The sequence below is a fragment of the candidate division KSB1 bacterium genome (assembly GCA_022562085.1).
In the GTDB taxonomy this organism is placed as follows: domain Bacteria; phylum Zhuqueibacterota; class Zhuqueibacteria; order Oceanimicrobiales; family Oceanimicrobiaceae; genus Oceanimicrobium.
The window spans coordinates 1-16,460 of the sequence record JADFPY010000009.1 but is presented as its reverse complement, the minus strand read 5'-3'; the positions used below and the strand labels follow the sequence as shown (position 1 = coordinate 16,460).

The window sequence follows — 16,460 nt, the reverse complement described above, 5'->3', positions numbered from 1 at the left end:
AATTATTTTCCTTTTATCATTTCAATTCATACTTAATTCATCACAAGATTTCTCTCCCGAAGGTCGGGGCCAAAATGACAAAAGGAGAGGTTTACTTCACTTTGTCATCATAAATGTCTACGGCTTCTGCCCGCATCATCCTTTGAACCAGGCGGTCATAGGCCTCTTGCTGCTTCTCACGAATAAGATCCTGCATCACTTGTATTCTTACTTCATCAAATGGCTTTGTACGAACCACTTCGCCATTGCCGTCTTTTTCGCCATATTGCTCTCTATTTGCTTTATAATAAAGTTCAACGTCTGATTCATTAATATCCACTTCTTTTGAAATCTCTTCTGCCAAAAGTTTGTCAACCATGAAACCTTTCTTCGCCCGGAAGGTTGCCTCAATGACCTCTTTATCTTTCTCTAATCCCTTTCTCCTGGCCGTATTATAAAGTAATTCACTTGCAATAAACTTTTTAAGAAATTCCACCTTTTTACGTTTGCCACTTAATTGCGCTTGCTGGTAAGGCTGCAAGAGAGAAATTTCGTGGTCCAAATCGCCATTAGTGATCCGGCGTTTGCCAATTTTAGCAATCACATCTCCCGGCCGGCTTGCTTGCGCCTGCGACGGATCCAAAAGCGTCGCCTCTTCAAGGACTTGCTGGGCGTCGGCGGAACGCTGAAGCCGTTCCAGGCACTCAACCATCTTTTTGTTCACTTCATCCAATAATTCGCTTTCAGGATAAAGGTGTTTAATCTTTAAAAAGTAAGTTAGAGCGTTTTCATAGTCATGCACGCGTTCAAAATAAATATTGCCGATGGTGTAATTTATCTGCGAAGCCTCGGAATCGTCGAGGGTATAATTGTCTACATAAAAATTGTACTGACTCACTGCCTGCTGGTAAAGTTCTCGGTTGTACAAAGCGCTGGCATACCCGCGAATTTTCGTTCCGTCAAACTTGGGTTGTGGGGCATTTTGGCAACCCGCCCCTGCAACCAAGATTAGTAACAGCGAAAAATTCAATTTTTTATAACTCATCGCAAAACCCTCCCCTCTAAATTATCGGAAACGTCTGGCACGCATCCGAAAGAACTTGATCAACGGCTCAATGTACGAAACGTCGGTGCGAATATCGATGCTGTCCACATTCATAGAGCGCAAATTTTTGTCCCGTTCCTCTCTTGAGTTTGAAGTTATCCGTGTAAAAGTTTGTCTTATTGTCGAATCCGCCGTGTCGAGCATGATAATTTCGCCGGTTTCGGCATCCTCCAATTCAACCAAGCCGATATTTGGCAACTCAATCTCCCGCGGGTCGGTAATGGTAATCGCCACTAAATCGTGGCGTTTATTGGCTATCTGCATGGCCTTCTGATAATCATCAGAAATAAAATCCGACACAAGAAAAACCACCGAGCGCCGCGTGATGATTCTGCTCAAGTATTCGAGTGCAAGTGAAATGTCCGTGCCTTTTCCTTCAGGTTCATGGTACAAAAGTTCTCTAAGAACCCGGAGAACATGGGTCTTGCCTTTTTTGGGAGGAACGAATTTTTCAATGCGATCAGTAAAAATAATCAATCCGACCTTATCATTATTCTTAATGGCAGAGAAGGCCAGCAAAGCACAAATTTCGATAGCAATCTCCCCCTTCATCCGTTCAACAGTACCGAAGTCAGCGGACGAACTCACATCAACTAAAAGTATGACCGTGAGCTCGCGCTCTTCCTCGAAGACTTTGACAAACGGATGCCCCATGCGTGCCGATACATTCCAGTCGATTAACCGAATATCGTCACCAATTTGATATTCGCGCACCTCGGAAAATTCCATGCCCCGGCCCTTAAACACCGAGTGGTATTCACCGGAAAAGATATCGTTCACCAGTCCCCGGGTTTGAATCTCGATGCGCTTGACTTTTTTAAGGATTTCTTTGGGGATCATAACTAAGCGGCCAACGGTGTCATAGCTCGCGCATGCAGGATTTCAGTGTTCTCAAATCGACGGAGATTGTCTGTTGTGAGTGTCAATACTGCGATCGTCTTACCTTCTGCCGTTACGAATTCAACTTCAAAAGCACTTTTGTCATCATAGCAATGCACAACTGTGCCAACATCACCGGATTTGAGATTATGCTCTTCAATATCATGAGTTAGTCAACCAAATCTAATTCTTTCATAATTTTAATCTCTATCAAAGGATCAGTTCGGATAAATTGTGACAAAACGAGGTTTTGTTTGATTTTTTTCTATAATCCAAACTGTTCTTACATTTATAATCTTATCATTAGGTGTACCGATTGTTCCGTCAATAATTTACTTCTTTCCAATAAAGGGATGGAACCTCTTCAGTAACTTCCTGTGTATGAGCTATTTATTAAAGCCTCCTTCAATAAATCTAAATTGGTTTCACTAAATCCGAATTTACGGAAAAATTCAGCTTTCGTTCTCCCGGCCGCGTGAGTTGTCGATAGTAGATAATCTTTGAGTTTTGAAATTGGTACATAAGCCACTTCCAGATTTGGTAAATTCATTAAATAAATGTCCAACATTCTACGGCACTTCAATCTTATTCAAAACCTTGCGAACAACATCCTCGGGAGTGATTTCTTCTGCTTCCGCCTCGTAAGTTACCAGGATGCGGTGGCGCAAAACATCCATGCCAATCGCACGGATATCCTCCGGGACCACATAACCGCGCCGTCGTAAAAACGCGTGAGCTTTGGCAGCTTGGTGCAAATAAATCGAGGCCCTGGGAGAAGCTCCGAAAGAAATTAAGTCCTGCAGATCATCCAGACCGTAATCCTTGGGGTTTCTGGTTGCAAAGACAATATCGATTATGTACTTTTCAACCTTTTCATCAATATACACTTCTTTGACTAAATCACGTGCAGAAATGATATCCTTCAGTTCGACGACGGGCTTGACTTCCGGAACCTCTTTGCCTGTCATTCGCCGCATAATTTCCAACTCTTCCTCTTTGTTGGGGTAGCCGACCGACAGCTTCAACATAAAGCGATCGACCTGAGCTTCGGGGAGCGGATACGTACCTTCCTGCTCAATCGGGTTCTGAGTTGCCAGAACCAGAAACGGATCATCTAGAGGAAAAGTGTTTTCCCCAATGGTGACCTGGCGTTCCATCATCGCCTCCAAAAGCGCGGATTGAACTTTTGCCGGGGAGCGGTTAATTTCATCCGCTAAAATCAGATTCGAAAAAATCGGCCCCTTTTTTGTGGTAAATTTTCCGTTTCTTTGATCATAAATTAGAGTCCCGATTAAATCGGCAGGCAAAAGATCAGGGGTGAATTGTAAACGTTGAAATTTCGTTTGCACAGTGGCAGCAAGAGTTTTGACCGCCATGGTTTTGGCCAACCCGGGCACACCTTCCAACAAAATATGACCATTTGCGAGCAGCCCAATCAAGAGACGCTCGATCATGTATTTCTGGCCGACAATTACTTTTGCGACTTCTGCAGATATTTTATCGACGAACTCACTTTCCTTTTCTATTTTCTTATTTATCGCTTCAATGTCAACAGCCATTTATCCTCCTCAAGGTTTTCTTTAGCAACGAAAAATTATTCATTACTTTTATTTTTTTCAAATCCCGTTCCCAAACCGAAAAACGAAAACGAGAAGTGATGAGCGAAATGCGAAAAATAAGTCATGAACGATCTTCGCCCATCGAGTTTTTGTTTTTATTTAAAATATCTTCAACCAGAGTGTGGGCGCGTTCCAGGGTGCTTTTCTCCCCCTGGCCTCCGGAAAACTTTGCAACATCACAGGAATTCAAGATTTCGTCCACTTGGCTAATTATGTTTCCAGAAACCGCCAACTCATTCAATTTGCCCGTGATTTCCTTAGTGGTAATTTCCATTGCCGGGATCTGGTATTTTTCAGACAAATAGCTTCGAAAAATCTTCGAAAGAGAAGAAAAAGTTTCAACTACACTCTGACTTTTAAGATCAACCTTTTCCTTAAAGTCGGCAAGGTATTTCTCCTCAATTGGAATTAACTCTTGGGCTTGCTTCTCCAACTCGGCTTCCCGGGCTTGTTTTCGTTTCAGAAATACAAAACCTAAACTGACAAGCAACGCCAAAAATAAAAAAGCGGAAGCGGCTAAAATAAATGGCTTTAAACTTCGCTCTTTAATCGGCTTAACAACTCTGATTTCCATACGAGCCGTGACCAATCGATGCGTTTGGCCATATTCTGTATCTTTATATTCGATAATTGTACCGTCAATATAGGCCATTCCAAGCTCAATCGGCTGAAGAGTATACTCATAGGTTCGCACAGCTTGCATCACTCCACCTGCATCACCAACCCAGTTAGAAGAAGAGTTACCAATCTCCTCTAAATTGGTCAAGATTGGACTTTCAATATCCTCGATCTCGTAGCGACTCAAGTCCCCTTGCCAGGTAACTTTGATTGTGCAAGTGACGGTTCTGTTTTGAGGAACTTCTTTTAGATCTATCTGGACAGCCGCCTTGATCGCTCCAGCTTGAAGCAACGAACTAACTGCGGAAGTATCCTGACTTTGCGTGAAACAAATATTTACAAAGAAAAAAAATAGAAAAACAGCAGAAAACAAAAAATGCATCATCCCCTCAAAATTATCGAATACATATACTTAAGTAGGTGGTAAAAGTTCCTAAGTAAAAGTGTTAAAAAGAGGTTAAAACGATCCGGTTAAAACCGACTCAGAACTCCCATAGTTAGGATAATTTTGGGTTAGCCTGAGAAACGAAGAGAGCCAAAAGGAAAATCATTTAATTTTATTAAAATCTCAAAAGTTCCTTTGGGGAAAAACCTTTGTGATCTTTACTTCTTTGTACTCACTGTGTTCACTTAAACATAAAAAAGCCGAATTTAATTAACACAAAAAAATCTCGCGATTAATAAATTCGGCTTTCTTGAAACTGACAGCTCTTAAATATCACTTAGTCGATTTGTCGTTTGATTTTTCATTCCCAAATAAATCATCCAACTGACTATTAACATCCTGTCCCAAATGCTCAAGCTCCCATTTTACGCTTTCACTAAGTTCGCTTTCAGGATGCAGCTCGAGAAATTCATTGTAGCACTGCTTAGCCAACTCGTAGTTTTCCAGGTTGTTGGCATAAATAAAGCCAATCATAAATCGCGCCCGGCTCACAAACTCGCTTTCGGGGTAATCCTTAATCAAGCGCTCATGATACACGATTGCTTTTTTGAAATCATGAATATTATTGTAATAAAGGAATGCTATTCGTTCTATTGTTTCATCTGAAGTCATACTATCCGGAAAGTCATTCAATTTTCTTTTACAAGCTTTAATAGCTTCCTCGTAAACTTCACCAACTTCACATATTTGAGCTAAAGTAAGAAGTTCCTCCTCAGTTATTTTATTATCTTCACCACATTCGATCATTAATCTGGCTACTGAATCAAATTTACCGCTTGGGTTGTTATTAAATTGTTGACGAAATGTCTCGGAAGTTTCATCAAAATCATTCATATAAAAATATGACGAACCTATCTTAAATAGAGCTTCATGAGAATATGTACTTTCAGGATATTTATTCAACAGTTTTTTATAGGCCTTCAGAGTATTTTTAAAATCACCTTCATCTTCAAAAACTTTTGCTTGTTCAATTAACTCATACTCCTTGTCTGCAAGCTCGGGACCGCAAGAAAATATTACTAAACTGACTACAACAGTGACAACAGACGTTATTTTCGTCAAACTCATTTTTTTCCGCTCTCCTCTAAATTGTTTTTTTCTGAGTAGGCTATATTAAAAATAAATCCTTCAAAATCAAGTAAATTTTAGTAAAATCAACCAATATTTGATCCAAAAAAGGCGAGAAATTAACTATTCCCCGCCTTATGGCAAGTTAGTTATTTTTTAATAGGCTTACTTCTTTGATGATTTATCATCATCAACCACTTCGAAATCAGCCTCCTCGACGGTTTCATCTTTTGCATCCTCGGGTTCTGCTGTAGCCTGAGCTTCTGCACCGTCAGCAGGAGCTTCATTGGCCTGATACATTTTGCTGGCCATTTCACTCCAGACTTGGCTCAAAGCCTCGGACGATGATTTGATTTCATCCACATTCTCTCCCTTAAGCGCTTCTTTAACCCTGCCTACTGCTGCTTCTAACTTAGATTTATCATCCGCACTGAGCTTGTCTTCCATTTCGGTGATGTTCTTTTCAGTTTGATAGACCAGCTGGTCTGCCTGGTTACGTGTATCAACCGATTCCCGTTTTTTCTTGTCTTCAGCTGCGTGTGATTTTGCGTCATTGACCATCTTCTCAATCTCTTCTTTGGAAAGCCCGGTCGAAGCTTCAATTCGAATCTTCTGCTCTTTTCCAGTGGCCTTATCTTTTGCCGAAACGTTGAGAATGCCGTTGGCATCGATGTCAAACGCAACCTCGATTTGCGGAATGCCACGCGGCGCAGGTGGAATTCCATCTAAAATAAACCGGCCAAGGGTTCGATTGCTTGTTGCCATCTCGCGTTCACCTTGTAGAACATGAATCTCAACCGAGGTCTGGCTCTCCGCAGCCGTCGAAAAAATTTCGGACTTTTGCGTCGGAATGGTAGTATTCTTCTCGATTAATTTAGTTGCAACCCCGCCTAAAGTTTCGATGCCCATCGACAAAGGCGTGACATCCAACAGCAGAACATCTTGAACATCGCCGGCAAGCACGCCGCCTTGGATTCCCGCCCCGACCGCAACCACTTCGTCGGGGTTCACACCCCGGTGGGGGTCTTTTCCAAAAAGCTTTTTAACCATTTCCTGAACTTTAGGCATTCTTGTCGAGCCGCCCACCAGCACAACTTCATCGATTTCACTGGGGCTGAGACCGGCGTCTTTTAAAGCTATTTTGCACGGCTCTAAAGTGCGTTTGAAAAGGTCTTCAGCTAACTGCTCAAACTTCGCACGAGTCAGTGTTAGATTTAAATGTTTGGGCCCTGAGTCTGTTGCTGTAATAAAAGGCAAGTTGATATCGGTTTGTGCGACGGTGGAGAGTTCACACTTTGTTTTTTCTGCTGCCTCTTTAAGTCGCTGCAACGCCATGGGATCTTTTGATAAATCCACCCCCTCCTGTTTCTTAAATTCGGCGACAATCCAGTCAATAATTCTTTGATCGAAGTCGTCGCCGCCAAGATGGGTGTCGCCATTGGTTGCTTTAACTTCAAAAACGCCGTCACCGATTTCCAGAATCGAAATATCAAAAGTACCGCCACCCAGGTCATAAACCGCAATTTTTTCATCTTTCTTTTTATCCAACCCGTAAGCCAAAGATGCAGCAGTCGGTTCGTTAATAATTCTTTTGACTTCTAAGCCCGCGATTTCACCGGCCTCTTTAGTGGCCTGCCTTTGGCTGTCATTAAAGTAAGCCGGGACGGTTATAACTGCAGACGTCACTTTTGAACCTAAATAATCTTCCGCGGTTTGCTTCATTTTTTGCAGAATCATTGCAGAGATTTCTTGTGGTGAATACTGTTTATCTTCAATTTTTACTTTTGCTACACCGTTTGCACCTTTGACCACCTTGTAAGGAACTTCTGCAATTTCGGTGCTCACTTCATCCTGGCGACGGCCCATAAATCGCTTTACTGAGAAAATTGTATTTTCGGGGTTCGTAATTGCTTGACGTTTGGCAACCTGTCCGACCAGTCTTTCGCCGGTTTTCGAAAAGGCCACGACTGACGGGGTTGTTCGCGCTCCTTCGGCATTAGGAATAACAACGGGTTCGCCGCCCTCCATTACCGACACACACGAGTTTGTCGTTCCTAAATCAATACCGATAATTTTACTCATAACAAAACCTCCTTAAGGTCTTTAAATTTCAAAATTCTATTGTGAACGGTGTTCAGAGAGACTCCGTTTAGCTTCAAAATGAATGCTAAAATGGCAGTTTCTAAACGAACTTCCTGCTTTTTTGCAAACACTATGCCATTAAAAAATATGCGAACCTGAGTGCTAATTTTATTAAACTTACATCAAAGAGTTAAAATTATTAATGATTTGTTTTCAGCCAACTAAGAATTGAGGCTCTGTCAATGTGTCGCAATATTGGCGTCTAAATAAAAAAGGCGCCCTTCAAGGACCCTTTTTATTCGATAAAAAAGATTTCCTTATTTGTCTTCAGTTGATTTTGCGGTAGGCTTGGTTTCCTTTTTCTCCACTTTAGCAGGCTTTTCGGATTTTTCTGATTTCTCCGTCTTTTCTGATTTCGATTCAGAAACACGATTTGAGTTTTTATAATCGGTGATATAAAAACCGGAGCCTTTAAAAATCAATCCGTTTCCTGCGCTGATCAACCGTTCAACCTGGCCTTCACATTCCGGACAAATTTTGATAGGATCCGCAGTGATGCTTTGAAATTCTTCAAATTCATGACTGCATTTTTTACATCGATACTCATAAGTAGGCATATTTCAGAATCCTTTATTTAGCCGAAATGCTCAGTTAATAATTTGACCCACGAGATTATGATTTCGGTACTTTCATTGCAATAAAATGATTGCTCGTTTGACGTTGAATTTGAAATAGCACAATGTCTCCTGGTTGGAGGTTCTCTATCATCTTTTCGACATCTCTTGCCGAACGAACTCTGCGCCTATCAACTTCTTTGATTAAATCACCGCGACGCAAACCTTTTTCAGCAGCAACGCTATTGCGACGAACATAGGAAACCAATGCGCCTCCATCATTGTCATAGCCGTATCTTTCGGCAAGTTCTCTTGTCAGGTCCGCTACCTGAATACCAAGTTGATTCGTTACACTGCTTTCGGCAACCGGCTCACTCCCACCCGCGCTTGGTCTTTCTGCTAATCGGACAGTTTTATGTACAACTTTACCGTCCCGAATGATTTTTAATCTCACTTCCTCACCGGGATTAAAAGAAGCTATTAAATTTGTCAGCATCTGGTGATCTTGAATCTTCTTTCCTTCAACTTCAATAATGACATCATATTTTTTGAGTCCTGCTTTATGCGCAGGAGTACCTTTAACCAATTCAACAATTACAGCGCCTCCTCCAACAACCTTCAATTTTAACGCTTCACTCAACTCAGCATCAGGCGTATTGACACCCACACCAAGATAACCCCGCACGACCTTACCCCGTGAGATGAGGTCGTCCATAACTTGCTTAGCTAAACTAATCGGGATCGCGAAACCGATGCCTACATTGCCGCCGCCATTTCCCGCATAAATCGCCGTGTTAATGCCGATAAGCTCACCACGAATATTTACTAAAGCGCCGCCGCTGTTGCCCGGGTTAATTGCCGCATCTGTTTGAATAAAATCCTGGTAAGTCAAATTAGCGCCTAGATTTAAATTTGAGCGCCCCTTCGCGCTGATAATTCCCGCGGTAACCGTGTGCTGTAAACTAATATCAAAAGGGCTTCCGATTGCCAGTACGAGTTCACCAACTTCTAATTTATCAGAATCACCCAGGCGAATTGCAGGCAGATTTTGGGCATCAATATCTACTACGGCAATATCGGTTTCAGGATCTGAGCCTACCACCCTTGCCACATATTCTTTTTTATCGATGATAACATTTAGTTCATCTGCATCTTTGATGACGTGGTAATTCGTTAAAATATAACCGTCAGGTGAAACAATCACACCTGAGCCGAGACCATTCTGTCGAAATTCCTTTTCGCCATTGCCGCGTCCCGGAAAGAATCTTTTAAAAAATTCATCATTGCCAAAAAAGTTAGCAAAAGGGTCTCGCACTTTGATAACTTTTTCACTGGTGATTGAAACAACAGTAGGAGTAACTCGTTTCGCGATCTCCACAAAAGCACGGCTTGTGGATTCTAAATCCGAATTTATTGGGGGTATTGATTGGGGAGCACTGGGTGTTAATCCAAAAGCTTCATTGTTGGCGAAACCAATTTGAGTCCAGTTGAAATTGGAGGCAATGACCAGGCCAACAAAAATTCCCAAACAGATGGAAAATACAACAACCAAAGTTTTTTTATTATTTTGAACCATGTGTAACCTCCTTAGTACATTCGAAAGTCTACCAAATTTTCAATGTATACAAACCGATTTTCTCAAAAGAAGTTCCGGCTCGAAAATTTTTGCGTCTAATTTAGCTTAATCTTTACGTACTGATCTCCCTGAGAGCCATTTCTAGATATCCCCATTCCTTTCAACCGCAATGTTTTTCCGGTGTCACTATTTGGGGGAATCGTTAACCTAACCGAATTGCCATGGATTGTCTTCACTTTAACATCGGTCCCCTGCATAGCTTTTTCTTTATCGATCGGCACCTCACAGTAAATATCCAACCCTTTACTTTTGAAAAACCGATGCTTGCCGACTCGAATGGTCAAAATTAAATCACCTTCGGGTTCGCCGGGCCTCCCCGGGTTCCCCTGTCCGGTTAATTTTAAATCGTGCCCATTTTCAGTCCCCGCCTTGATGTTCACTGAAAAAGTTTTATTCCCTTTAGTTTGCCCGGAACCGCCGCAATTTTGACATGGGTCAGAAATTGTTTGTCCCTCTCCCAAACACCTTGGACACGGACGCTTCATTGAAAATGCCCCTCTCATCATTGAAACCATTCCTGAGCCCTTGCATTCCGAGCAGGTCGAAGGTTTTTGAGAGGCTCTCGACCCCGTTCCTTTACAACGTTCGCAAGCGAGCCCTTTTTGAATCGAAAAGGCTACCTTGCCGCCAAGTACCGCGGTCTCAAAAGGAATTTTTAACTTTACGTGGACATCTTGGCCTTTCCCCGGTCGGCCTTGATGGCCAAAACCATTTTCTCTATCCAGTACCTGGCTAAAAAGATCACCAAGGCCGCCAAAGCCAAAAAAGTCGTCTAAATTGAAATCTGCTTTTCTTTTAGAGCGCCGTCTGCCGGCCCCCGAATAATTACCAAAGATTTCGCTAAGATCAATGCCTTGATGCCCAAAACCACCGCCAGAATGCGCACCAAAGCCATATTTTCGCATCTGGTCATACTGCTGGCGCTTTTTTGAATCGCTCAGAACGTTGTAAGCCTCTGAGGCCTCCTTGAATTTTTTTTCTGCCTGCTGATCTCCGGGGTGTGTGTCCGGATGATTCTCTTTAGCAAGTTTGCGATATGACTTTTTTATCGTCGCGAAACTGGCGCCTTCATCAACTCCCAGGATTTCGTAGTAATTCTTATTTGCCATTGCAGAGCATTTATGAATTCAAATCTGTCTAAACGACATTTCTTGAAGAAATAATAGAAATAAGCAATTACTATGCCATGAACGTTAAATGTTTATTTAACTAGAGGTTAGACCAGAATTCAAAACAAGCTGTGGCTCAAATCCGATCGAAACAGCTGTCAAAGTGACAGACGCCCTTTAAATAAAATAGGCAGAAGAATTTTTCTCTGCCGTTAAAATAAAAAACTAATTTGACTTTCTTAGAAGGAATCGATAATGTTTTTAATCTTTTACTTAAACGCAAATGAACGCGAAGTCAATTGTAAGCTGAAATCTGTATTCAAATAATTTAAAATTTTCTAAATGAAAATTCGTGTGTATTCGTGGTTTATTTCATTTTTCACATTTTAACAATCCCAGCGTGCCTTACTTTTCCGGGATTTCAACGAAAATATGAACCTCTTCATTAAATCTTACGACTGTAAAAATTGAAACCGACCCGACCTCAAGATTAGAAACAAGTTGATAGAAATCATTCTCGTTTCTGATAGATTTATTGTCGATTTCCGTTATAATGTCGTACTGTCGTAGTCCGGCGTCATACGCCGGACTCCATTTTTGAACATCAAAAACAACCGCACCTGAAGAGCCGGAATAATCCAGCTCTTTGGCCATTTTGCGGCTCAAATCTTGAACCTTAAGACCAAGGTGTTCGAAATCCTTGGGAGAACTATTTGTTGCGAAATTGGTTTCACCCGTTTCTTTTATCCCCAGACTAACTTTCAGCTCAACTTTACGGCCATTCCTCAACAATTCAAGAAGTACTATATCACCGGGATTTTTTTTGGCAATTATCGCCTGGACCTGGTTGCTTTTGTTGACTTCCTGACCTTCAATTTTAAGGATAACATCCTTCGCCTTAACCCCAGCCCTTGCCGCCGGCTCTCCTTTTATGACCTGACTAACAAATACACCTTTTGGTCTGTCCAGGTTCAAAGCCCGAGCCTTCTTTTCGTCGATATCCTGCATACCGATTCCCAAATAGCCGCGTTCGACTCTGCCTTTCCGAATTAAGTCGGTCATGATTTTGTTGGCAAGATTGATCGGGATAGCAAAACCAAAACCCGTGCTGTAGCCGGTTTCCGTGGCAATTGCGGTATTGATGCCAATCACCTCGCCTCTGAGGTTAACCAAAGCGCCGCCGCTGTTCCCTGGGTTAATTGCGGCGTCCGTTTGCAAGAAATTTTCAACACCGTAAGTATCTCCAATGATGTCTATATTTCGCTCTTTGGCGCTGATAATACCGGCCGTGACCGTAGACTGGAGCTCCAGAGGATTGCCAATCGCAAGGACCCATTCCCCGACCCTGGCTTTGTCCGAGTCACCTAATTTGATCGCGGGCAAATTAGTCGCGTCGATCTTAACCACCGCGACTTCGGTTAGGGGATCAAGCCCGATAATCCGGGCATCAAATGCGCGGTTATCGGAAAGAACGACCCGGATTCGTTCTGATTTATCAACCACATGAACGTTGGTTAAAATATAGCCGTCGTTCGAAACAATGATTCCGGAGCCGGCGCCTCGCTGGCGGAATTCTTTCGGGACCTTAAAGCGGAAGAAACGCCGAAAGTCATCGCGGTCATGGAATCGTTCGACATCGGCAGCGTTTATCATGCGTGTGCTTTGAATTGATACTACGGAAGGAATGACAAGCTCAGATATGTAAATGAATGCTTCACTTGTACTCTGCAGATCGAGTAACTTTTTGGAAACTCGCTCCTGCGACCCTAATTGAAAATTCGGAACATTTGTTACCGGAACTACGGGTGGTGAACTTTGTGATGTTTTGGTAAGATCAAACCCTGATGAAATCACTAAACCTAAAATTACTCCAAGAAACAAAAGTAGCACGCCTAAACGAAGTGAGTTTTGTTTTGACATCATTCTAAGTTCCCGTTCTGGTTATATTTTTAAATTTACTACGAATTTTTTTAAGCAGATTCTCACCTTCGCGCGGAAAAATAAGCAAGAAACCAAAAAACAATAAAGCGACGCCAGGCAAAATCGGTAAAAACAGACCCAGGATTCCAAGTACAACTAAAACGGGGATTAGCTTTTTTTTATTTTTTTGAAAATCCCTTATTTCATCGACCAAATCTTTTTTGCTCATTTTTACTCCCTAAATTGGCCAGCATTAATCTAGCTTGGTTTTAAATATTTTATCATTATTAATCGGTTGCCTTGTTCTTCGTCAGGATGATATTCAATCTCATCCATCGAGCGGCGAATGATGTAGAGTCCAAAACCGCCTGTTTGGGCTTTATTCATAGCACTTTGAACATCGTATCGCTTCTTATTAATTCCTTCAAAACTATATCCGTAATCTTGAATTTCAATCGTTATTTTCTGCGAATCGACTTCCACCCAAACATCTATCCAATTTTCAGGATTTGAATGATATGAATGCTCAACTACATTTAAGGAAGCCTCATAAACAGCTATCTTGATTTTGCCAACCTCTTTTTTGTCAAAGCCGACCTTCTCTGCATAATCCATTACAAAATCGCAAATAGAATATAAATTTTTGGGGATACTTTTCACTCGTAAATGATGTCTTTTATCTTCGTACGTTTCCTGCGGGTCCGGAGTTTCTGCGACTTCCGGAATTTTCCGAGGTTCCGGGGCTACCGGAGGTTCTGGAACTTCTTCTTGTTCGGTTTCTTTAATATTCGACTCACTCTGGGCTTTTAAATTCTGAAAGGTGCCTTCCAATTGCTCGATAAATGGATCTTCAACGATATCAACCGTTGGTGAAGTTTGATCTTCTATGGGCGTTGTTTTATCCTCAACTTGCTCAGGTGTTTCATCAGGAATCGAAGCATATGTTTCCTCTGGTACCGGTCCGTTTATTTCTTGCTGAGGAACATCGATTATTTCGTCCCGGGTGCTTTCCAGAATTTCATCTTGCGGCACAAACGTTTCCTGAAAATCCTCTAAAGCAAATTTTTCTTCAGTTTCTAATGAAAGATAGCTGGTGGGTGAAAACGTAACCAGATTATTTTTGGCTGATTTAGATAAATGTATGATTTTAACGTCGCCGTTTAACCTTCGCGCCCGTGATGTTGCTTCAACTAACAGGGCAATAAGACTGGCGGTTGGAAATTGCACATTCTGTAAATCAACAACGATCCGGGTTTTGCCATCCCGAAAACAGATTTCAAAAGAATCCTGTAAAACCTGAAACACGATGTGAGTGTCATCTATATCTTCCAAAGGAATACGAACCACATTATCAAATCCGGCAATCGGTTCATATGCAATTTTTTTGGAATCCATAAAAATAGAACTTATTTTGTTAAAGATAAGAAGTCTTGAGGTTAAACGGATAATCAGTTTGTGTTAGAAACAGCTTTAATGCTTTCGATTTCCTCTTTCAACATCCTTCTAAGGACTTTACCAATATTACTTTTCGGCAGTGAATCGCGAAACTCAACCAGCTTAGGGACTTTAAATGGGGCTAGCTTCGATTTACAAAATTCAATAACTTCTTCGAAAGAAAGCGAGGCGCCTTCCTTACAAACCACAAAGGCTTTGACTGTCTCACCCCGATACTCGTCAGGTAGCCCAATGACTGCAGCTTCCAAAATTTTAGGATGTTGGTACAAAACCTCCTCAATTTCCCTCGGAAATATATTGAAGCCGCCGGCGATGATCATGTCCTTTTTTCTGTCAACAATATAGAAATAGCCATCTTCATCCATTTTAGACATATCGCCGGTATAAAGCCATCCATCTCTCAAAACTTCCTTGGTCTCCTTATCCATTTTCCAATAACCGTTCATCACTTGCGGGCCTTTGACCGCCAATTCACCGACCTCTCCTTTTGGAAGGGCCTTCTTAGTCTCCGGATCAACTACCAATGCATCCGTATTTGGCAGAGGTATCCCAATTGATCCTTCTTTTCGTTTCCCATTGATGGAATTTGCATGCGTAACAGGAGAGGTTTCCGAAAGACCGTAGCCTTCAACCAGTGCACCGTGTGAAATTTCTTCAAACTGCCTGGCGACTTCTAAAGGTAATGGGGCTCCCCCACTAACGCAAGCTTTAATCGAAGAAAGATCATATTTGGATATTTCCGGGAAGTTGTTAATTGCTACGAAAAGAGTCGGAACACCAGAAAACAAGGTAGCCTTTTCTTTTTGAATTTCCTTTAATAAGGTTTTAATATCCCTTGGATTGGGAATTAAGACCATCGTCGAACTCAGCAAGACTGCCATGTGTAAACAGGTGGTTAGACCATAACTGTGAAAAAAGGGAAGCGCGCAGAGAACCACCTCTTCATTATCTTTGACCTCGCAATACCATGTCCTGATTTGAATAACATTGGCCACCAGATTTCGGTGCGTTAAAACAGCGCCTTTTGAAACACCGGTCGTTCCCCCGGTATAAAGAAACATCGCTATGTCATCCGGTTTCACGTCAATATCCGGCGAAATTGCCACAAACTTTTCGGTGATTAAATCTTCAAAAAAATGAATTCCGGGGGCGCGATTCACTTTATACCAATTTCCCTCCTTCTTCGCCTTTATGGGATACAGGAGTTTTAACAAACCCGGCAAATATTCCTGAACACTGGTTATAATGACATTCCTTAGACCGGTCTCCGGCTTAACTTTTTCTATTTTGGGGAAATGTATATCAAGCGCGATGATGGTTTCTGCGCCGCTATTATTCAATTGGTACTGAAGTTCACGTTCGACATAAAGAGGATTTGTCGGTACTAAAATCGCGCCTATTTTGAGAGCAGCAAAATGAACAATTGGGTATTGAGGGATGTTCGGCAACATGATCGCTACCCGGTCACCCTGCTTGACCCCTAATCTTGTTAAAGCAATTGCAAACTGATCAACTAATCTTCCGAGTTCAGTATAGGTTATTTTCTTACCAAAAAATGACGCTGCTGAGCCGTTTGGGTTGTTAGCTACCGACTGTTCAAAAAGCTGAGGTAAGGAAATATCCGGAAATTCAATTTCTGGCGGGACTTGATCTTCGTAAAATTTAATCCAGGGCTTGTCCATATGGAATCCCGGTTTTCAGGAATGACTTTGAGAAAAAAAAACACCCACCTAAGTTGGTGGGCGTTTTTTTTGTATTAACTTTGATTATTTTAATTACTGCCGTATTTATCTCTATTCTTAATGAGGTCGATTTCATAATCTGCAGTTTTTTTCCAAACCCTGCTTTTTCCGGAGATTCCAAAATACTTGATGGCTTCATTAAACTGTCCTAATTCCTTACACGCTTTACCAGCCTCGTATGCAGCGGGC

14 protein-coding genes and 1 pseudogene are annotated in these 16,460 nt (G+C 41.8%); all 15 read right to left on the bottom strand.

Annotated elements, in window-relative coordinates:
- Nucleotides 1-91: 91 nt before the first annotated feature.
- Nucleotides 92-1,024: a hypothetical protein gene (locus IH879_01725; GenBank protein ID MCH7673655.1), complete on the bottom strand. Its 933-nt coding sequence runs from the start codon at nt 1,022-1,024 to the stop codon at nt 92-94.
- A gap of 21 nt (nt 1,025-1,045) precedes the next feature.
- A complete protein-coding gene (locus tag IH879_01720) occupies nt 1,046-1,924 on the bottom strand; it encodes a DUF58 domain-containing protein (GenBank protein ID MCH7673654.1) in 879 nt (292 codons plus the stop codon).
- A 2-nt stretch (nt 1,925-1,926) separates the two neighbouring features.
- A pseudogene (locus IH879_01715) lies at nt 1,927-2,162 on the bottom strand (DUF4926 domain-containing protein).
- Nucleotides 2,163-2,532: 370 nt separating this feature from the next.
- Nucleotides 2,533-3,522, bottom strand: a complete 990-nt coding sequence (locus tag IH879_01710) for a MoxR family ATPase (protein ID MCH7673653.1) — start codon at nt 3,520-3,522, stop codon at nt 2,533-2,535.
- A gap of 121 nt (nt 3,523-3,643) precedes the next feature.
- Complete coding sequence (locus IH879_01705; protein MCH7673652.1) at nt 3,644-4,492, bottom strand: hypothetical protein; 849 nt, start codon at nt 4,490-4,492, stop codon at nt 3,644-3,646.
- Between the two features lie 426 nt (nt 4,493-4,918).
- Complete coding sequence (locus IH879_01700) at nt 4,919-5,713, bottom strand: tetratricopeptide repeat protein (protein MCH7673651.1); 795 nt, start codon at nt 5,711-5,713, stop codon at nt 4,919-4,921.
- Between the two features lie 165 nt (nt 5,714-5,878).
- Complete coding sequence (dnaK, locus tag IH879_01695; GenBank protein MCH7673650.1) at nt 5,879-7,795, bottom strand: molecular chaperone DnaK; 1,917 nt, start codon at nt 7,793-7,795, stop codon at nt 5,879-5,881.
- Nucleotides 7,796-8,112: 317 nt separating this feature from the next.
- Nucleotides 8,113-8,412 (bottom strand): zinc ribbon domain-containing protein, encoded by a 300-nt coding sequence (locus tag IH879_01690; GenBank protein ID MCH7673649.1) that lies wholly within the window; start codon nt 8,410-8,412, stop codon nt 8,113-8,115.
- A gap of 55 nt (nt 8,413-8,467) precedes the next feature.
- A complete protein-coding gene (locus tag IH879_01685; protein MCH7673648.1) occupies nt 8,468-9,985 on the bottom strand; it encodes a Do family serine endopeptidase in 1,518 nt (505 codons plus the stop codon).
- Nucleotides 9,986-10,080: 95 nt separating this feature from the next.
- Nucleotides 10,081-11,154 (bottom strand): DnaJ domain-containing protein, encoded by a 1,074-nt coding sequence (locus IH879_01680; GenBank protein ID MCH7673647.1) that lies wholly within the window; start codon nt 11,152-11,154, stop codon nt 10,081-10,083.
- Between the two features lie 405 nt (nt 11,155-11,559).
- Entirely contained in the window at nt 11,560-13,077 is a 1,518-nt protein-coding gene (locus IH879_01675) for a Do family serine endopeptidase (GenBank protein MCH7673646.1), read from the bottom strand.
- Nucleotide 13,078: 1 nt separating this feature from the next.
- Entirely contained in the window at nt 13,079-13,303 is a 225-nt protein-coding gene (locus tag IH879_01670; GenBank protein ID MCH7673645.1) for a hypothetical protein, read from the bottom strand.
- A gap of 29 nt (nt 13,304-13,332) precedes the next feature.
- Nucleotides 13,333-14,469, bottom strand: a complete 1,137-nt coding sequence (locus tag IH879_01665; GenBank protein MCH7673644.1) for an ATP-binding protein — start codon at nt 14,467-14,469, stop codon at nt 13,333-13,335.
- 53 nt (nt 14,470-14,522) lie between these two features.
- Nucleotides 14,523-16,211 (bottom strand): long-chain fatty acid--CoA ligase, encoded by a 1,689-nt coding sequence (locus IH879_01660; protein ID MCH7673643.1) that lies wholly within the window; start codon nt 16,209-16,211, stop codon nt 14,523-14,525.
- Nucleotides 16,212-16,300: 89 nt separating this feature from the next.
- Nucleotides 16,301-16,460: hypothetical protein (locus IH879_01655; protein MCH7673642.1), on the bottom strand; the 160-nt coding region annotated here is incomplete at its 5' end.